Source organism: Thalassospira sp. HF15 (assembly GCF_011806525.1).
Taxonomy (GTDB): domain Bacteria; phylum Pseudomonadota; class Alphaproteobacteria; order Rhodospirillales; family Thalassospiraceae; genus Thalassospira.
In genome coordinates this window covers 528,219-547,440 of the sequence record NZ_JAAVKI010000002.1, presented here as the reverse complement: position 1 = coordinate 547,440, position 19,222 = coordinate 528,219, and the positions used below count along the sequence as shown (strand labels likewise).

General features: G+C 55.3%; 19 protein-coding genes. 8 read left to right on the top strand and 11 right to left on the bottom strand.

The window, feature by feature from the left end; genetic code table 11:
• Window positions 1-212: 212 nt before the first annotated feature.
• Window positions 213-1,106 carry an AraC family transcriptional regulator gene (locus HED22_RS06110; RefSeq protein WP_167720161.1) on the bottom strand — a complete coding sequence of 298 codons (894 nt, stop codon included), beginning with the start codon at window positions 1,104-1,106 and terminating at the stop codon, window positions 213-215.
• Between the two features lie 118 nt (window positions 1,107-1,224).
• On the opposite strand from HED22_RS06110, the gene HED22_RS06105 reads away from it, so the two are divergent.
• Window positions 1,225-1,764 carry a YHS domain-containing (seleno)protein gene (locus HED22_RS06105; RefSeq protein ID WP_167720159.1) on the top strand — a complete coding sequence of 180 codons (540 nt, stop codon included), beginning with the start codon at window positions 1,225-1,227 and terminating at the stop codon, window positions 1,762-1,764.
• Window positions 1,765-1,899: 135 nt separating this feature from the next.
• Here HED22_RS06105 and HED22_RS06100 read toward each other — a convergent pair whose 3' ends face one another.
• The 4 genes from HED22_RS06100 to HED22_RS06085 are packed head-to-tail and all read right to left on the bottom strand — an operon-like array spanning window position 1,900 to window position 6,540.
• The gene (locus HED22_RS06100; RefSeq protein ID WP_167720157.1) at window positions 1,900-3,498 is read right to left on the bottom strand and encodes a gamma-glutamyltransferase family protein; all 1,599 of its coding nucleotides are present in this window, start codon (window positions 3,496-3,498) and stop codon (window positions 1,900-1,902) included.
• A gap of 9 nt (window positions 3,499-3,507) precedes the next feature.
• Complete coding sequence (locus HED22_RS06095; RefSeq protein ID WP_167720155.1) at window positions 3,508-5,034, bottom strand: tripartite tricarboxylate transporter permease; 1,527 nt, start codon at window positions 5,032-5,034, stop codon at window positions 3,508-3,510.
• 13 nt (window positions 5,035-5,047) lie between these two features.
• Window positions 5,048-5,599 (bottom strand): tripartite tricarboxylate transporter TctB family protein, encoded by a 552-nt coding sequence (locus HED22_RS06090; RefSeq protein WP_167720153.1) that lies wholly within the window; start codon window positions 5,597-5,599, stop codon window positions 5,048-5,050.
• Complete coding sequence (locus HED22_RS06085; protein WP_167720152.1) at window positions 5,596-6,540, bottom strand: tripartite tricarboxylate transporter substrate binding protein; 945 nt, start codon at window positions 6,538-6,540, stop codon at window positions 5,596-5,598. Before HED22_RS06085 ends, HED22_RS06090 begins: the two co-directional genes overlap by 4 nt.
• A gap of 211 nt (window positions 6,541-6,751) precedes the next feature.
• Between HED22_RS06085 and HED22_RS06080 the strand changes: the two genes are divergently transcribed.
• Both HED22_RS06080 and HED22_RS06075 read left to right on the top strand, forming a co-directional pair.
• The gene (locus HED22_RS06080) at window positions 6,752-7,585 is read left to right on the top strand and encodes a sulfite exporter TauE/SafE family protein (protein WP_167720151.1); all 834 of its coding nucleotides are present in this window, start codon (window positions 6,752-6,754) and stop codon (window positions 7,583-7,585) included.
• A 136-nt stretch (window positions 7,586-7,721) separates the two neighbouring features.
• A complete protein-coding gene (locus HED22_RS06075; protein WP_167720150.1) occupies window positions 7,722-8,393 on the top strand; it encodes a FadR/GntR family transcriptional regulator in 672 nt (223 codons plus the stop codon).
• A gap of 24 nt (window positions 8,394-8,417) precedes the next feature.
• Here HED22_RS06075 and HED22_RS06070 read toward each other — a convergent pair whose 3' ends face one another.
• The 5 genes from HED22_RS06070 to HED22_RS06050 all read right to left on the bottom strand — a co-directional run bounded on the left by HED22_RS06070 (window position 8,418) and on the right by HED22_RS06050 (window position 13,468).
• Entirely contained in the window at window positions 8,418-9,176 is a 759-nt protein-coding gene (locus HED22_RS06070; RefSeq protein ID WP_167720149.1) for an aspartate/glutamate racemase family protein, read from the bottom strand.
• Window positions 9,173-10,009, bottom strand: coding sequence for an ABC transporter permease (locus HED22_RS06065; RefSeq protein ID WP_167720148.1), 837 nt, complete (start codon window positions 10,007-10,009; stop codon window positions 9,173-9,175). Before HED22_RS06065 ends, HED22_RS06070 begins: the two co-directional genes overlap by 4 nt.
• A 2-nt stretch (window positions 10,010-10,011) precedes the next feature.
• Window positions 10,012-10,869 (bottom strand): ABC transporter permease, encoded by an 858-nt coding sequence (locus tag HED22_RS06060; RefSeq protein WP_167720147.1) that lies wholly within the window; start codon window positions 10,867-10,869, stop codon window positions 10,012-10,014.
• A gap of 160 nt (window positions 10,870-11,029) precedes the next feature.
• The gene (locus HED22_RS06055) at window positions 11,030-12,346 is read right to left on the bottom strand and encodes a PotD/PotF family extracellular solute-binding protein (RefSeq protein WP_167720145.1); all 1,317 of its coding nucleotides are present in this window, start codon (window positions 12,344-12,346) and stop codon (window positions 11,030-11,032) included.
• A 36-nt stretch (window positions 12,347-12,382) separates the two neighbouring features.
• Window positions 12,383-13,468, bottom strand: a complete 1,086-nt coding sequence (locus HED22_RS06050) for an ABC transporter ATP-binding protein (RefSeq protein WP_167720143.1) — start codon at window positions 13,466-13,468, stop codon at window positions 12,383-12,385.
• 308 nt (window positions 13,469-13,776) lie between these two features.
• Here HED22_RS06050 and HED22_RS06045 point away from each other — a divergent pair, with 308 nt between their 5' ends.
• The 3 genes from HED22_RS06045 (at window position 13,777) to HED22_RS19790 (ending at window position 17,216) form a co-directional block, all read left to right on the top strand.
• Window positions 13,777-14,526, top strand: a complete 750-nt coding sequence (locus HED22_RS06045; protein WP_167720140.1) for a GntR family transcriptional regulator — start codon at window positions 13,777-13,779, stop codon at window positions 14,524-14,526.
• A 509-nt stretch (window positions 14,527-15,035) separates the two neighbouring features.
• Window positions 15,036-16,613 (top strand): aldehyde dehydrogenase (NADP(+)), encoded by a 1,578-nt coding sequence (locus HED22_RS06040; protein ID WP_167720138.1) that lies wholly within the window; start codon window positions 15,036-15,038, stop codon window positions 16,611-16,613.
• A 177-nt stretch (window positions 16,614-16,790) separates the two neighbouring features.
• A complete protein-coding gene (locus HED22_RS19790; protein WP_167720137.1) occupies window positions 16,791-17,216 on the top strand; it encodes a GFA family protein in 426 nt (141 codons plus the stop codon).
• Between the two features lie 50 nt (window positions 17,217-17,266).
• Here the strand turns inward: HED22_RS19790 and HED22_RS06030 are convergent, their stop codons facing one another.
• Entirely contained in the window at window positions 17,267-17,716 is a 450-nt protein-coding gene (locus HED22_RS06030; RefSeq protein ID WP_167720136.1) for a PaaI family thioesterase, read from the bottom strand.
• Between the two features lie 300 nt (window positions 17,717-18,016).
• On the opposite strand from HED22_RS06030, the gene HED22_RS06025 reads away from it, so the two are divergent.
• Both HED22_RS06025 and HED22_RS06020 read left to right on the top strand, forming a co-directional pair.
• The gene (locus HED22_RS06025) at window positions 18,017-18,193 is read left to right on the top strand and encodes a hypothetical protein (RefSeq protein ID WP_167720135.1); all 177 of its coding nucleotides are present in this window, start codon (window positions 18,017-18,019) and stop codon (window positions 18,191-18,193) included.
• Window positions 18,194-18,283: 90 nt separating this feature from the next.
• On the top strand, window positions 18,284-19,216 hold the full coding sequence (locus HED22_RS06020; RefSeq protein ID WP_167720134.1) for a LysR family transcriptional regulator: 933 nt from the start codon (window positions 18,284-18,286) through the stop codon (window positions 19,214-19,216).
• Window positions 19,217-19,222: the final 6 nt, after the last annotated feature.

Sequence of the window (19,222 nt, the reverse complement as noted above, 5' to 3'; positions counted from 1 at the left end):
TTTTTTACGAATTTATTGGTTGCTGTTGTGCACAGGAAACAGGGCAGGAATGTGTCGTGATCAGGGTAAGAATCCGCAAAAGGCGCACATGCCAAGCAGCCCGAAAGGATTGCTTTAATCCCGGACATGTCATTGGCAAAGCGTCATTTTTGCATGGGCAGTAACGAAAAAACGCGGCAAAGAACCGCTTGACGGAAACCTGAAACCGTTTGTCAAACGACAGTTTGCAACAGGCTGTTTTCCCCGCTGGAATCGGCATGTAATTCGCGCGGTGAAACCTTGTGGCGTTGCTGGATGGCGCGCGCAAGTGCGGTGGTACTGCGATAACCGACCTGACTTGCCACCGCCTGCAGTCTTTTGCCTTCGCGCAGCAGGCCAAACGCCAGATCAAGTCGGATGGTTTGCAAAAAATCACCGGGTGACGTGCCCAGCAAGTCGCGAAACCGTGCTGCAAAGCTCGCGCGTGACATGCCAGCCGTTTCTGCCTGCCGCTCAACCGACCAGTTTTCACCGGGCTTCTGATGAAGTTCACCCACCACGCGCGCAATCCGTGGATCACGCATGGCGGCCAGGATCCCCGGCCGCACAAGGTTCTGCGCCTGACAATGGCGCAACACCATCAGCAACAGCAGATCGACCAGAAGATTGATCGCAGTGCGTTGTCCGGGTTGTGTCATCTGCGATTCAGAAAAAAGCTGGCCGGTAATTGCCTCAAGCCCGGGGATCTCGTCAAAGGGCAGCACAAGATATTCCGGCAAGCCCAGCTTCGCCGGGCTAAGACCCGTATCGGGAAAATCCAGATTGGCACAGACAACTTCCGAACCACGTTCAGGCGTATCGATATCGTGCGGCAAGGGGCTTCCGAACAGAACAATACCCGGCCGATCAAGAAGGATCTGTTCGCGCCCGTCAAACAGAACGCGCATGCTGCCGCGTTGCAGAACATGCAGCATCCCCTGTTGTTGGGCTGGCAGGTCTGTTGAGCCCTGATGATGACTGCTACCACAATGGGTTCCGGCAAAAATCACATCGCCACGCGGATGATTTCCGGCAAACAGATCGGAAAGAACATCCTTCTCAGACGAATTGCGTGCTTCCTCAGACAACAAGTCACTTCTCCGACGATAGGCTGTTTTCAGATTTCAAGACGTCCTCTTGATGAACCAGTTCCGTGATCGCCTGCCAGTAAACACCCGGTGATCACCCCGTGAAGGAGATGAAAAAATGACCAAACGTTCGAATTTCATGCGTTCCGCTGCCCTGGCTGCTGTCCTGGGTATCTCTGCCGTTGGCAGCACTGTCGCGACCACCGCAACGGCAAACGCTGCACAGGAAGTCAACATTGTTGATGGCTACGCCCTGCAGGGTTTCGACCCGGTTGCCTACTTCACCGTTGGCGCCCCGACCCCGGGCAACTCCGAATTCAAGACCGAATTTGGTGGCGCAACCTATCGCTTTGCCAGCGCTGAAAACCGTGACCTGTTCAATGCAAACCCGGAAAAATACGCGCCGCAATATGGCGGGTTCTGCGCCTTTGGTGCGGCAATGGGTCGCAAATTCGGTGCTGATCCGCAGGCATGGCGCATCGTTGACGGCAAACTTTATCTGAACCTGAACAAGGAAATTCAGAAACGCTGGGTTGCCGATATCCCGGGCTTCATCCGCGGTGCTGACCACAACTGGGACATCATCGAGACGATCGAAGACGCCAAACTGGCCGACGAAAAAATGGCGCCAGAAGGCCTGACCATCGGCGCTCAGTAATCCGGCAAACGGATTATTCTATCCGGGTTCCTCTCTGGCTCCCTGTTGCCCGGTAAGGAAATGGCCGGTCCACAAAAGTGGACCGGCCATATCTTGTTTCAGATGACTGCGAATGCCGATCTGAAAGCAAACCCGTCAGTATCCGACAGCACAACCATCCTTGCGCGGGTCCGAGCCGGCAACGTACCCGGCATCGGTTTTGGCAATCAGCTGCGCGCCGCCAAAACCGAAGTTTGTGCTGTCAGGCGTCTCGACCTTGATCGCATGGCCCTTGGCCTTGAGCGCGTCGATCACATCCGCCCCGACCGAGGTTTCCACCGCAACATTAAGCCCCGAAAGCGCCTGCCAGCGCGGAGCATCGGCTGCGGTTTGCGGATCCTGCCCCCAAAGCTGGGTGCGCAGCGTCATTTGCAAGTGCCCCTGTGCCTGCATCGGACCGCCCATGACGCCAAAGCTCATCACCGGATTGCCATCCAGTCCCATAAGGAAGGCCGGAATGATCGTCTGGAACGGACGCTTGCCACCCTTGACCAGGTTGGGGTGACCGTCTTTCAGGCTAAAGCCATGACCACGGTTCTGCAGGCTGATCGAGGTGCCCGGCACCACAACGCCGGACCCAAAGCCCATATAGTTCGATTGAATGAACGACACCATCATGCCGTTTTCATCCGCCGCACTGACATAGACCGTACCGCCATGTTTGGGGGCACCGGCCTTGAAGTCCTGCGCCTTGTTGGCATCAATCAGGGCGGCGCGCGATTTCAGGTAATCATCAGACAGCAGATGCTCGACCGTGACATCGGTCATGTAATCGAGATCTGCGACATATTCACGCATATCGGCGAAGGCCAGTTTCATCGCCTCAATCTCAAGATGAAGCGCCTCAACCGAATCCGGTTCATAATCGGTAATGTTGGTATGGCGCAGAATACCCAACGCGATCAGGGCCGAAATGCCCTGCCCGTTTGGCGGGATTTCATGGAGTTTCACATTGCCAAAGCTTTGCGAAATCGTGCCGACCCAATCAGCCTTGTGATTGCCAAGGTCGTCTTCGGACAGGGCCGCACCATGTTCCTTGGCAAAGGCCGCAATCTTGCTGGCCAGTTTACCGCGATAGAAACTCTCGCCCTTGGTTTCGGCAATATCGATCAGGCTTTCGGCTGCGGCCTTATTCACAAACAGCTCGCCCGCTTTCGGCGCATTGCCGCCCGGCAGGAACGCCTCGGCAAAGCCCGGCTGTTTGCCAAGCAAATCACCGCCCATTTCCCAAAGGGTAGCGATGATTGGCGATACGGCAAAACCGCGGGTCGCATATTCGATGGCCGGCTCGAACAGTTTTTCGAACGGCAGTTTGCCAAACTTGGTGGAGATTTCCTGCCACGCAGAGACAGCACCCGGCGTGGTAACGGCTTCCCAGCCACGCTGTGGCATGGTGTCCGCCCCGGCAAAGCGTTCCGGTGTCCAGTCGGCCGGTGCGCGGCCCGATGCATTCAGACCATGCAGTTCCTTGCCGTCCCAGATAATCGCATAGGCATCCGAACCAAGACCATTACCGGTCGGTTCAACCACGGTCAGCGCAATGGCAGAAGCCAATGCCGCATCGGCGGCATTACCACCCGCCAGCAACATTCGCAAACCGGCCTGGGCCGCAAGCGGCTGGGATGTTGAGACCATATTGCGCGCCAGCACCGGTGAGCGGCGTGAGGCATAAAGCGCGTCGTGACGAAGTTTCATTGGAGTCTCCTAATCGCCGTCTTGTTCATCGGTGGCAGGACGGTCTTTTTTGCGCATCTTCAGGACCGAACGGACACTGAAGATGACCGAAAGAAGGGCCGCCGCCAACAGAACGGCGGAAATCGGACGGGTAAAGAACACCGTCCAGTCGCCGTCACTCATCAGTGCGCGGCGCAGATTGGTTTCGGCAATCGGCCCCAGAATGACCCCCAGCACCAGCGGGGCCAGCGGATAATCAAGCGATTTCAGGCCATAGCCAACAAGGCCAATCGCGCCGAGCAGATAAAGATCGGTCACCCGGTTATTGAGCGCAAACGCCCCTATGACACAACAGATCATCACGGTCGGCACGATGAACTGTTTGGGAATGTCGGTCACGCGCAGGAACAGACGCATCGACAGGACACACACCACCAGCATCATCAGCGACGAGACAACCATGGCAACGAACATGCCATAGGCCAGATCGGCATTGTCCATGATCAGACGCGGACCCACCGAAATGCCATGCACCATAAGGGCCGCCATCAGGATGGCATCAACTGCAGACCCCGGAATACCCAATGCAATCATGGGAATAAGACCACCGCCCGCCGTGGCAGAGTTCCCGGCTTCGGACGCAATCACGCCATCGGGCGTGCCTTTGCCAAACTCCTCGGGATTTTTGGAACTGCGCTTGGCCTGATCATAGGCCAGAAGGTTGGCGATTGATCCCCCCGCACCCGGAAGGGCACCGATAAACACACCAACAAGTGACGAACGCACCAAGTTGACCGGATGCATCAAAACTTCACGCATCACCGACCATGTCTTGAATTCGATCACATCGGGAATAAGCGCATCGCTGCTATTGCCTTTGCCGTGATCCTCGACCTCGCCCATCAGCTGGCTGATGGCAAAGATCCCGATCAGAACGACAAGGAATGGCAGGCCGGGCAGCAAGATCGATGACTCAAACGTCAGGCGCGGCTGACCCATCATGGGGTCCGGGCCAATCGTCGCCAGACCCAAGCCAATCACACCGGCGATCAGTCCGCGCATCAACGAATTGCCCACAAGGCTTGCGACAATGGTCAGCGCAAAGACGATCAACGAGAAATATTCCCAAGGCCCCAGCTTGACCGCAATCATCGCAAGCGGCGGAGCGGCAAGGATCAGAACGATGGTGGAAATGACAGTCCCGAAGAAGGATGACCAGACACCAAGTGAAAGCGCACGCCCCGGTTCACCACCACGCGCCATCGGATAGGCATCAAAGGTGGTTGCGACCGAACTTGGCGTTCCGGGAATCCCCAGAAGGGCGGCACTGATCAAACCACCGGTATAACCGCCGACATACACCGACAGCATCACCGAAACCCCCTGCAGCGGCCCCATGGAAAAGGTCAGCGGCAAGGTCAGAATGATCGCCATTGTGACGGTGAAGCCCGGAATGGCCGCCGCAATGATCCCGGCAATCGACCCGATCAGCATGTAAATCAGGGTATCGAATGCGAAAACCTGATGTGCACCGGCAAGAAATGCATCCAACATCATCGTAAAACTTTATCTAGCCCGCGAACAAAACGCCGCGCGGGAGGAACACGTTAAAGACTTCTGCAAACAGCATGTTCAAGCCGACCGAGAAAATCATGGCGGCGATCAGCGATTGGATGAGAGTCTTTTTGGAAATACCTGCGATCATTAATTGGGCGATCAGCAGAAACACAAAGGTGGTCAGTGAAAAGCCACCAAGCGGCAGCAAAGCCAGATACACCACCAAAAGCCCGAACAGGGCAAAGGAATAGCGTCGGGCAACAAGCCATTTGGCAAATGACGTCCCCAGACGATTCGCGCCCCCGGCCTTGCGGATATCAATCACCGCCCGTACCGCCGCAGTCAGGCAGAGAACGGCAAGCACCCCAAACACCAGCTCAGGGAAGGAACCCGCCCCAAGCGGCTCCCAGCGCGAGGTCGGCAACGTGCTGGCGCGCAGGCTCAGAAAGGCGGCACCCGAACCGATAACGATATATGAAATCAGCCGTGCGACTTCACTTCTTGCACGAAGAGCAGCGGACGCACTTGCGTCCGCTGCTGCTGCTTTCGCAGTCGACTGACTCATCCCTGAAGTTTGCCGACAACTTTGTCGACTTCACTGTCAAGTTTGTCGAGATAGGCTTTGTATGCCTCGTGACCGAGATAGATTTCCGCCGAACCGGCATTGGTCATCTTTTCACGAATATCAGGCAGGGACATCGCTTTTTCGAGTGCGGTATCCAGTGCTTCAACGATCTCGTCCGGGGTACCGGCCGGAAGCACAACACCACGGGTCACAGCCATCGACAGATCATAACCCTGTTCGGCCATGGTCGGGACGTCCGGCTCTTCTGCAGTACGTTCTTCGGTGCCGACACCGGCAAAGATCAGATCGCCGTTTTTGACAAACTCGCTGGCCGATGCAACGTCACCAATAACGATGTCAACGTTGCCACCAACAGCAGCGCGGATACGCTCGCCGGTATCACGGAAACCGACATAGCTGAACTCGACACCAAGCGCTTCTTCGATCATCGCCATGTGAAGATGGGGAACCCCACCAAGTGTCACACCGGCGCGCACGGCACCCGGATTTGCTTCGGCATAAGCCTTGAGCTCTTCAAGGTTCGAGAAGTTGTCGTTTTTCGACAGAACCAGATACTGCGGCGAGGAGGTCACAAGTGCGACCGGAATGAAGTTCTTGTAGCTCAGCTCGGTGATGCCAAGCTTGTTGGCGGTGTAAAGACCTTCATGAATCTGGGAAATGGTATAGCCATCTGCCGGTCGCTTGGCGAACTCGGCCAGACCAACCGTCCCGCCAACACCGGGCATATTGACGATCGGCACCGGCTGACCGGTGACTTCGGTCAGACCCATTGCGACGATACGCATCAGGGTGTCACTGCCGCCACCCGGGCCCCATGGCACGATGAATTCGATCGGTTTTTCTGGATAGTCCTGCGCCTGTGCCGGACCTGCGATGGCCGCGGCCAGCAAACCGGCAGCAACTGCAATCTTGCGGAACATGTGTATCGCCTCCTGATATGTCGTCTGCAATATCTGAACCATTAATACTTTGGTTCAATTTCTTTGTCCGTGCATTGTTGGCAGCAACAAACCAATTTCGCAAGTGCAAAAATAATATATGGCTGTAAATAAGGATTATGTTGCACATTTCCGTCAAAGATGAATAGTACCACTTATAGATTGATATCATAATTGGTACGGATTGGTTCGAATGTTTGAAATGGATGGCGCCATGAGCCTGTATCTCGTCTGGGGGGCAGCCATGCTGTTTGCCGGCGTCCTTGGCGGGATCATGGCCGGGCTTCTTGGTGTTGGCGGCGGGATTGTGATTGTCCCGGTGCTGTATCATTTTCTGACCACCATGGGTGTTGACGAAAGCCTTCGCATGCAGGTCGCCGTTGCCACGTCGCTCACCACCATCATTGCCACGGCAATTTCATCAACCCGCAGCCATTATAAAAAAGGTTCGGTCGATACCACCCTTCTCAAACATTGGGGTCCGGCCATCATTGTCGGTGTGATTCTTGGCACCGCAATTGGCGGTCTGGCCGACGGCCGGGTTCTGACCATCGTCTTTGCGGTTGTCGCCCTGCTCGTGGCTGGCAACATGATCCTGGTCAAAGACCGCGAAACCGGCGCAACCAAGAACCCGCCGAAATCCGTCTGGGCGGTGCTCGGTGTCATTGCCGGCAGTCTTTCGGCAATGATGGGAATTGGCGGCGGTACCATCTGCGTACCGGTCCTGAATTTCCTTGGCTATGACATCCGCCGTGCGGTTGGCACCTCGGCTGCAATCGGCCTGATTATCGCCCTGCCCGGCACCATCGGCTATGCCATGTCAGGTATCGGCGTTGATGGCCGCCCGCCCTTTTCGCTGGGTTATGTGAACGTTTTGGCCGCAGCCCTTCTGATCCCGATGACGGTTCTATGCGCCCCGATCGGCGCCCGGATCGCGCATACCATCCCGCGCCGCGCCCTTCGCATGTGCTTTGGCCTGTTTCTGGCGATCACGTCTGCGCGCATGTTCTATGACCTGCTAAGCTGAAGAACCGCCCACACATCTGATTACAAACAGAAATAGTGCGGGCTTGTTCTTTGATAAACCAATAGCTTACAATGATAGGTGCGCATTGGTTCGCGCGAGGGAACGATAGAAACGTCATTAAAAATGAACAACAACCATGACTGAATTTGCCACTCAGACGCTGGCGGAAAAGCTCAAGACCGGCTTTACCCAAGGCGCTTTCGTCAAGGACGGACGCGTCATTGCCGAACGCACACTTGCCGAACAGCTTGATGTCGGTCGGCGCGCACTGCGTAAAGCACTTGATCAACTGGAATCCGAAGGCCTGATCTGGCGCCGACAGGGTCAGGGCACCTTTGTTGGCACGCCGCCAACCCCGCGCCTGCGCAAACTTGAAGGACTGGCCACCAAGACCAGCCCGTTTGAAATCATGGAAGTACGTCAGGAAATCGAACCGTCCATGGCGCGGTTCGCAGCTCTTCGCGCCTCACAGGGCGATATCGATGCCATGCGGGGCATGATCGAAAAGGCCGCCAGCGCAACCACACAGGCCGAATACGAAAAGTGGGATGCGGCCTTTCATCAGCGCTTGGCCGAGTCGGTCAAGAACACTTTATTTCTGGCCGTATTCGAGGCCGTCAACGCCGTTCGCCGCGAAGCCGCCTGGGCCCGACTGCGCGAAAGCAGCCATTCAGACACATTGATTGAAGAACTCAGCACCCAGCATCGTGACATCATCAATGCGATTGAGCAGCGCGACCCCAAACGCGCCGAAGACGCGATGCGCCGCCACTTGTCAGAGGTGGAATACGCGCTGAAACAAACCTGACCCTTCTGAAGGTTGGGCCGCGGTTCAGCCTTGGGGGGCAAATTCCGCAAACATCCCTTGATAGGGTTTGAGTGGCGGTTTGGCATAGGCGCCTGCCTTGCTCGTCCGCAGGCCCAAAAATGCCATGGCTTCGATCATCTTGACCGCCGCACTGACCCCGTCAATCACAGGCACGCCCAGTTCTTCCTGCAGACGATCCGCAATATCGGTCATGCCCGCGCAGCCAAGCACAATCGCCTCGGCATAATCATCCGAAAGGCACATCTCGGCCTGCTTTTTAAGCGCTGTGTAGGCTGCGTTAGCATTGTCGCATTCAAAATCAAGCGTGCGCACACCCGCCGCCCGAACGACACATTGCGATGACGCGCCGTATTTGGAGACCAGATGTTCAAGCGGTCGGACGGATACCGCCATCGGGGTGACTATGGCAAATCGCGATGACACGGCAGCTGCCATACGCATGGCGGCTTCACAAAGACCCAGAACCGGTGCACTGGTCAAACAGCGCGCGGCGTCCACCCCGGTATCATCAAAGCAGGCAACAACATAGCCACCGATGGGATCTGCTTCTTGTTCCGGTGCTGCTTCCAGTTCGCGAATGACCGACAACAAGCCAACACTGGCGAAGGCTTCGTCGTAATAGCCCTCGATGCTGTCTGGCCCGAAGGTCGGGTTAAGCGCCAGAACCTTTGCCGTGGGCCCGACAATCTTTTGCGCCTGTTCACCGATCTTCTTGGTAAAGCCGGTCGACAGGTTGGGATTGATAACGGCGATGCGGCTCATGCTTTTTGTCCTTTGCGACGGCGCATGATCGCAACCGTCCCCAATGCCAGCGCAATCACCAGGAACGAGAACCCGGTGGTCACCGTGCCCAGCGCATAAAGTACTGGCGTCGTGACATTGGTCGTCATGCCATAAATCTCAAGCGGCAGGGTATTCAGCGCACCTGCCGTCATCAGGGTGCGGGCAAATTCATCGTAAGACAGGGTGAACGAGAACATCGCAACCCCGATCAAGCTGGGCCCGACCATCGGCAGAACGACATATTGGATGGTCTGCCAGTTGCTGGCGCCAAGGTCACGTGCGGCTTCCTCAAAGGACGGATCAAAACGGTTAAACACCGCAAACATGATCAGAAGCCCGAACGGGAACGTCCATGTCAGATGCGCCCCCAACGCAGAGGTAAACCATTGCGGCTGCCACTGGACAATGTTGAACAGCAACCCGATGCCCAGCGAAATCAGGATCGACGGCACGATCAAACTGGCAATTGCCAGATAAAAGACGATGCTGTCCCCCTTGTAGCGTTTGCGAAACGCCATGCCAGCCATAAAGGAAACAACAACCGTCACCACCATGACAATCAGGCCAAGCTTAAGTGATCGACTGAACGATCCGCCAAAATCACCAACTGCCTGCTTTTCAAACAGATTGCCAAACCAATGGAACGAGAAACCGTTCATCGGGAAGGTCAGGCCGCCATTCTCTCCCTGAAAGGACAGGATGAAAATGGTCAGCATCGGGCCATAGAGAAACAGCACAAACAGCGCGAAGAAGGCCGCAAGGAAATAGAAGCTGGTCGGACGGCGTTCGCGATTTTTTGAGAAAAATGCCATGATCACAGCTCCTTGCGGATATCAACAAGACGCAAAAGCGCCGTCACGATCAGCAACACCGTAATCAGCAACACCACGGCACTGGCGGCGGCGGCTGGATATTGCAAAAGCCCGATTTCATTGGAAATCTGCAAACCGACCGACGCACTCTGGCCACCGCTCATCAGACGCACCGTGATGAAATCCCCCATCACGACGGTGATGACAAAGATCGACCCAATGGCAATGCCGGGCTTTGACAGTGGCACGATGATGGATTTCAACGTTTCAAACCCGCTGGCACCGGCATCACGGGCCGCCTCAACCAGCGACCGGTCAATGCGCATCATCGAATTGAAGATCGGCACCACCATGAACAGCGCATAAAGATGCACATCTGCCAGAACGACTGCGAAATCGGAAAACAGCAGGAATTCAAGTGGTTGATCAACAATCCCCAGATTAATCAGCGCCGAATTCAAAAGCCCGTTACGTCCAAGGAACGGGATCCACGAAATCATGCGGATGATGTTTGAAGTCCAGAACGGAATGGTGCACAGCATGAAGAACACAATCTGCCAGGTCAGACTACGCACGTGGAACGCCAGGAAATAGGCGACCGTAAAGCCGATGATCAGGGTGAAGAACCAGGTCAGAACGGCATACTTCAAAGTATTGAGATAGATGCTCCACGTCACCGAGGAGCCGAGCAGATACTTGTAATTCTCAAAAATGAAGTCAGGCAGGATACGGTATTCGTCATAGTCCCAGAAACTGACCACAACAATGGTCAGAAGCGGGATGACAAGAAACACCGCAAAGATCAGCGCCATTGGCGAGATCAGGAAATAGGACGATCTTTTTGACGTATCAGAAGCCATGCTCTGTCCTTGAAACCCTGCCAGAAAAACAAAAAGAAAAACGCTAAAGGCAAAAACGAATAATTGGCTCCGGCCCGGCACCGGAAAGGTCAAAAACTGACATCAACAACCGGGATGACGGGCGCGGCCAAAACCGCGCCCACCCAATATCTGTCGCAGATTATGCTGCGATGAATTCGTTCCACTTGCGGACCATGTGCTTGTTCTCGTCCATGACGGAGTTCCAGCACGCGACCGAGCCCATACGCTCTTCGTAGGAACCGCCATCGCGAACCGCACCGGCTTTTTCCATGACCTTGCCTTCCGGGCTGAGGATGTCTTCCTTGGCTGCTTCGCCTTCCATCCAGTAGCCCCATTCGTTTTCGGACATGTACTTTTTCGCGGTTTCAGGTGCTGCGCTGTAGTAACCCTGACGGTTAAGATATGCGCCAACCCAGCCCGACAGATACCAGTCGATATATTCGTACGCTGCATCAAGCTCGAGACCCGAGAGGTGCTTGGCAAGGCCGATACCACCACCCCATGCACGGTAACCTTCCTTGAGCGGCTGGTATTTGCATGCGATGCCTTTGGAACGCACAGCAGCAACGGCCGGCGACCACATGGACTGAATGACAACTTCGCCAGATGCCATCAGGTTGACCGACTCATCGAAGCTCTTCCAGAAGGCACGGAACTGACCGGCTTTCTTGGCATCGATCATGACCGCGATGGTCTTGTCGATTTCTTCCTGGGTCATGTTGCCTTTATCGCCATAGGTGACTTCGCCCATGGCTTCGCAAACCATCGCCGCATCCATGATGCCGATTGACGGAATGTTCAGGATCGATGCCTTGCCCTTGAATGCCGGATCAAGCAGATCGGCCCAGCTGTTGATTTCGCGATCGATCAGGTCGGGGCGAATGCCAAGGGTATCGGCATTGTAAATGGTCGGGATCAGGGTCATCCAGTTGGTCGGCTCGGATGCAAAGGTCGTGCTGTCCATGCCTTCAACAAAGCCAACAGTATGCGGCGCGGTACCCTGGGCAATCTCGGAATCCGGGGTCAGTTTACCGGTGATGAACAGCTTGGAGATCGCATCATAGTTCTTAAGCTTGGAGGTATCCATCGGCTGCATGGTGCCGGCCGGGAAGACCTTCTTACAGATCCAGTATTCGATGTCGGCAATATCAAACGAGTTCGGCTGGGTAACAGCGCGCTGGGCAACCGCATCGGAATCAAGGGCGGTCATCTGAAGGTTGATGCCCAGATCTTCCTTACATTTTTCCGCAATCGCATTGATGTTCGAAACGCCGGTACCGAACTGACGCAGGGTAACGTCCTTGATGTTCTGGGCCCAGATGGTCGGGAAGCCGGTGATCGCACCCGAACCGATGGCAGCACCGGTAACAGCAGCGGCACCCTTGACAAAGCCACGGCGCGAAACGCCTGTATCCGTCTCAAGATTGGTATCGGAAATTTTCTTCTCGATCGTCATGTGAAGCACTCCTGATAGATTGTTGATTTATTTCATTCAGGCCAGAACATGCGCATGTTCCGGCTTCCAATAGGCGATGAATTTGTCCAGTCGCCTGACCGGTGCCTGCCGAAATTCGCTTTCGGTCTTCATTAGGGTTAGTTCCTTGCCGTCGGACGTGGTGGCGACAATGCGCACCCAGAGGCCGAGATACTCGACCGTGGTAATTTCGACAGGGATTTGCCCGTTCTTGCAGTCTTCGGGTGGGGTTTCGTCCAGACCGATCAGGTCGGTACGAATGGTGAATTCAATCTCTTCACCCGCCTTGCCATCGGCAAAACCGGGCAGAAGAAAGCTGTCCGGCCCCCTTGTCAGAAGGGTGCCTGCCGGACTGGATTCAGAAACGGTACCTTTGAAGATGTTCTGACCACCCATGAAGTTCGCGATGAAACGCGATTTGGGCTGGTTAAAGATTTCGTGCGGGGTGCCTTTCTGGCGAATGATCCCGTCTTCCATCACGACAACCATGTCCGAAAGGGCCAGTGCCTCGTCCTGGGCGTGGGTCACGTGGACAAACGTGATGCCAAGTTCCTGTTGCAGGCGACGCAACTCATCACGCATGCGCGCGCGCAGGAACGGATCAAGGGCTGAAAGCGGCTCGTCAAGCAACAGGACGGACGGCTCGGTAATCAGGGATCTTGCCAGTGCAATACGTTGCTGCTGCCCGCCTGAGAGCTGGTCGGGCTTGCGGTCCGCAAATTGCTCCATATGGACCCGGGCCAGCATCTCTTTGGCCCGATCTTTACGATCCGATGGGGAGACACCTTGCATCTTAAGGCCAAAGGCGACGTTCTCCGCACAGGTCATGTGCGGGAAAAGCGCGTAATTCTGAAACATCATCGCCGTGCCGCGTTTGACCGGCGGCAGTTCGGTCACATTGCGATCCCCAATCAGAAGATCGCCTTCGCTGATCACCTCGTGACCGGCGATCATGCGCAGTGTGGTTGACTTGCCGCACCCTGAAGGGCCGATCAGGCAGCAATACGCCCCTGCCGGAATTTGCAGATCAATCGATTTAACTGCCTGTGTGCTGCCATAGAATTTACTGACAGCAATCAATTCAATGGCCCCATTACCCGTCATCCGCTCACCCGTCGCTGCATGCAAAATTGTTAACAATCATGTCAGCGATCCAAGGCAAGATGCGTGCCACTTGTTTTTATTGGCAGTTTTTCAGCGAGTCCCAGCAAATGCCTGAAACCGTGCCGTTTGTGCGGAGCGTCATTCTGCCCGTTTTATGTTCATTTTATGCACTTTTATTGAGCACATTGATTAACGTGCAAATTTTATAATCATCTTCATTTGACGGGTGATAATCACAGGCCAGTTTTCTGTTGTGCAAATCGTCAACAATTTTGTAGAAATATATAACCACCAAACGAACATGAACGATGGAAAGTATCGTCACGATGGCCAAGGCCGAGCAGACCGGCAGCTATAAAGGCAGTGAAAAACTGCGCCCGGAGGAAATGATCTATCACGAGATGCTCGACGCGATCCTTGATCGTCGTCTTGAACCGGGTATGAAGCTTGTCGAGGAAGATCTTGCCAAGACCTTTGGTGTCAGTCGTGCGCGTATTCGCGCAACCTTCCTGCAGCTCGCCCATGACAAGCTGATCAATCTGGTCCCCAACCGCGGTGCCTTTGTATCCGAACCGACCATTGACGAGGCCATCGAAGTCTTTTCTGCACGCCGCATGATCGAGGATGGCGTTGTGCGCAAAGTCGCAACCAACATGACGGACGAACGCGCTGCACAGATCAAGACACATCTTGATCGTGAACATGACGCCCATCATCGCGGTGATCATCGCGCGGCCATCATCCTGTCGGGGGAATTCCATCTGCTGCTGGCGCGCCTCAGCGGAAATCTGGTGATCGAGGAATTTCTTGAACGGCTGATCCTGCGCACATCGCTGATCATTGCGATGTATGAAAGCCCGCAACCGGTCGATTGCTCCCACACCGAACATGACCAGCTGCTTAATGCACTGCTTAGCGGTGACGGGGATGTCGCGGCAGCCGAAATGTCACGTCACCTTGACGCCATCCGCGACCGCCTGCAATTGCAGCGCCCCAAGCCGGGCAAAACCGATTTCGCCAGCATCTTTGGCCGCATGCCGACCTCTGAAGCTAGCTGACCACCGCCACGCCAGGCAGCGACAGACAAACGCGCCCGACCTTGGGGCCACAATCGCGTTTGTGAACCTTCCTCACATTTCTGATTTCAAATGCGCTGAACCATCACGCTTGCATGTCGTCAAAACCAGGAACGGCGGAAATTGACGGCGCCATCCTGCGCGCGCTGTCCGCATTCATGCGCTGCTTCGCAACTTCTTCCCAAGACAACGTCCACCAACGCAATGCCAGAAAGACTTGCGTTATCAATCGGATTTATTTTTTGTATAAAGTATTCGAATAGTAGATTGGTGCATTTTATGACCCCACCTCGTTAGGCCGCTCAGCGATGCCACGTTATTATCATATTGTATGATGTTTACATCAGCAGTCCGAAAATCTAAGCTGCGGCCAGTTTTCAGATTGCGCCATTTGGCTTGATCCCGCCCGCTTTGTCGGGTGTGTGGTGTCAGGCCGGGTCGAACTGCGCAATCCCGTCAGGTACAGGATTAACCCCACAGGAGATTCCCACATGCTAAGTGGAAAGCACTATATCGCAGGCGAATGGCTTGATGGCCCGGACGTATTTCAGGCTGACAATCCGTCGACGGGCGACAAGCTCCCGACCAAGTTCCAGCACGGCACCGAGGAAATTGTCGATCAGGCGGTCGCCGCAGCCCAGGCCTGTGCGGAAGAATTCGCATCCATGCTGCCGGCCAAGCGTGCCGAATTCCTGCGCGCCATTGCTGATGAGATTGATGCACGCGGCGATGAAATCACCGAAATCGGGACGCTTGAATCTGCCCTGCCTGCTGCACGCCTGACCGGCGAGCGCGGCCGTACAGTTGGCCAGTTGCGTTTCTTTGCCGACTGGATCGAAGAAGGATCCTGGTTCGAAGCCCGCATCGAAACCGCACAGCCCGATCGTGAACCGCTGCCAAAACCCGACATCCGCGTGATGAACAAGGCGCTGGGTCCGGTGGGTGTCTTTGGCGCATCGAACTTCCCGCTGGCCTTTTCGACCGCAGGCGGTGATACCGCCTCCGCACTTGCTGCTGGTTGCCCGGTTGTCTTCAAGGGCCATGCTGCCCATCCGGGCACCTCGGAAACTGTCGCAAAGGCCATTGAGGCCGCGGTCAAGAAAACCGGCATGCCCAAAGGCGTGTTCAGCCTGATCCATGGCGGCACCCGCAAGGTCGGCCAAGCACTGGTTGCCCATCCGCTGATCAAGGCGGTTGGCTTTACCGGATCGACCGGTGGTGGTCGTGCGCTGTTTGACATTGCGGTTTCGCGTCCGGAACCGATCCCGTTCTATGGCGAACTGGGTTCGAACAACCCGGTCTTCCTGCTGCCAGAAGCCATGAGCCAAAAGGCGGCCGACATTGCCAAAGGCTGGGTTGCGTCGCTAACCATGGGTGTGGGGCAGTTCTGCACCAATCCGGGTCTTCTGATCGCGCTTAAGGGTTCTGACCTTGATCGCTTTGTCGATAAAGCTGCAAGCGAGCTTGGCCAGATTGAAGGTACGGCGATGCTGACCGATCGCGTATCAAGCGCCTATCACGACGTCACCGATGCCATGACCAAACATGGCAAAGTGACATGCGCGCTGAAACGCCGCGACTCTGATGGCAAATTTGAAGGCAGCCCGGCGATCTTCCGCACCACAGCCGCTGACTGGAAAGCCAACCTGGAACTGGCCGAGGAAATGTTTGGCCCGGCTGGCATCATTGTCGAATGTGACAATGTTGAAGAAATGATCGCCCTTTCCGCCACGCTGATCGGTCAGCTGACCGCAACCATACACATGGTTGATGGCGATGCCGATCTGGCCAGTGCACTGCGTCCGGCGCTTGAAAAATGTGCAGGTCGTATCCTGATCAATGGTTGGCCGACCGGTGTCGAGGTCTGCCATTCGATGGTGCATGGGGGTCCTTATCCGGCCAGCACAGACTCGCGCTCGACCTCGGTCGGGTCGCTTGCGATCAAACGCTTTATCCGTCCGGTCTCCTATCAAGCCTTCCCGGATGCCTTGCTGCCCGCCCCGATCAAGGATGCCAATCCGCTGAACATTCCGCGTCTGGTGAATGGCAAATGGCAGATGCCGGGCTAATCCGTTACATATGAGACGAACAAAAGGGGCGCGGTTTGGTTATCGCGCCCCTTTTCGTTTTTTCATCTTCAGGGATCATCACGATTCTTTGTGTGTCAGGTACGGTATTTCCGCCGCTACACTCAGTATTCTGAACCACAACGATAACCCACCAAAACCGCAGAGCGAGCCTGGCCCATGAGTAAAAACTACACCGGAAAATGCGCTTGCGGTGACGTCCGCTATGTTGCCCACGGACAGCCGAAAGTTGTCGCACAATGCCATTGTGAAGAATGCCGTCGCCTGAGCGGGACGGGTCATACAGTGGGTGCCATGTTCCCATCGAAATCTGTTTCGGTAACGGGAAAACTGTCCCAGTTCAAATACATGTCCGGCGAAGGGTCAGAAGTTACCAAATCGTTTTGCGCCACTTGCGGCAGTCCCATCCATGGAACGAATACGCGCACACCTGACCATATGACCCTGTCACTCGGGACAATGGATGATGCTTCCGACTTGGGTATCGAGGTTGTCATCTTTGCGTGTGACAAACCCCATTGGGACCAACTCGACGAGCACGTCATTTCATTTCCGACACAGCCAGATTGGAAACCGGAAGACTGAACTGAGGCCGTCGCCTCAAACCCTCCTCAGCACGAAACCGAAAGCACACATCAGGCGTCGCGTGGCACACCGTTCGGATCGTCACTGCCACGATGATATTTGAACGTGCCTGTTGATGTGCCAATCACATTGCCTGCTGCGTCATAAGCCGTTGCCTCGGTAAAGACCACCTTGCGACCGCCCCCTTGCTTGCGCGCAACCACACGCACAATTCCCTGTTTTGCCATGCCCAGAAAATTGGTGGTCAGCGACAGTGTCAGGGATCTGCGCACATTGCCCGGCACCGGACAAAAACACACCGCATAGCCCGACGCCGTATCCATCAGGGTTGTCAGAACCCCGCCATGCAGAATTCCGGCCCGGTTGCAGTGATGGTTTTGCACATCAAGTTCGACCACCGCATGGTCTTCGGCCCATTCCACCAATCGATAGCCCAGATGATCCTGGAGGCCACTGCCGTGGGCCTGTTCATAGGCAAGATTATCGTTTGAACCGGTCATTTTCGGGCCACCCCTGTGATCAAGAATTCCCAAGCTATAGCAGAAATTGTCCAGACCGGAAAACCGCGTTGAGTCGCCTGCAACAGATGGCACCCAAATCGGTCAAACCCGGTTCATCATTCTCAAACCTGCCTGCTTGTTGCGCAGCGCAACATGAAATAACGACTTTATTTCAATATCTTGATTATACCGTTCTCCAAACAAGAACGGGATAGCGGTGAAAGGAGAATAGTCATCAAAACCGGCTGCCGATATACCTGAAGTCACCCCAGATACACACGATCTACAAGGATCAAAGCCATGACCACGATTGCTTATAATGACGCCACCAGCATTGAACGTGAAGTCCGTACCGGCTGGTTCAAGGCCCTTGTGCAGGCCTTTCAGGTGGCAATCATCATGAAGGCCTCCCAGGCGAAAAACCACGCAGATCTGACTGCAGACTGGAACAAGGCAATGCGTCAGGTTCAGGGTTAATTTCCCAAAACCTTGCGGTTTGTGAAGATCTTTGTGTCATCGCATTGCAAAGCCCTTGACGCTGCGGGGTGAACCACCGACAACGGTTCCATGCAAAAGTTTGACATCGTTACCATTCGGCTGTTTGTCGCCATCGTGCGCGCCGGAAGCATCAATGAAGCCGCCCGGCGCGAACATATCGCGACATCGGCTGTTTCGCGCCGCATTGGCGAACTTGAAGCCATGCTGGGTGTCAAACTTCTACGCCGCCTGCCACGCGGGGTCGAACCGACCGAAGAAGGCACGATCTTTGCCCGTTACGGCGAAAAGCTTTTGGGCGATCTGAACCACCTTTCCAACGAATTGCGTGATTTCAACGCAGGCGAAAAGGGCAAGATCTATCTTGCCGCCGTGACCTCGGCGATCCTGACGGGCCTGCCGGGTTTTCTGGCCGATTTTGAACGCGATTTTCCCCATATATCGGTCGATGTCCGCGAACTGACATCGCGCGAAAGTGCCGAGGCCGTCCGCGAAGGTCGGGCTGATCTTGCCATTCTGGCCGATAACAGTCCGCTTGGCAGTCTGGCCCATGATGTGTTTTGTGATGATCCGATCTGGGTTGTGACACCAAAGGGCCACCCGCTGATTCCCAATGCAGACAATCCCAAACCGGTTAAATTTTCCGAGGCTGCGAAATACGACATCATCTCGCTGTTTGAAGGCGGGGTAATCGATGATCTGATTTCAGAAGCCGCCGCCAAAATGAAACTCGACATGCATCCACATATCCGCGTGGTGCGTTTTGGCTCCTTGCGGCAGATGATTGCAGCCGGTCTTGGTATCGGCTTTTTGCGCAAAAGCTCGGTCGCGGGATATCTGGGGCATATGAATATCGCCGGCGCGCCAATTGCCGATGACTGGGCAAAGCGCCAGCTGCTGATTGCCCACGAGGGTGACTCAAACCTGACCAGTGCTGCGCGTTTGTTCCGCGATTATCTGTTACGGAAATCGGCTGAAACCCGGTTCAAGCCGGTCTTGGGCTGAACCGCG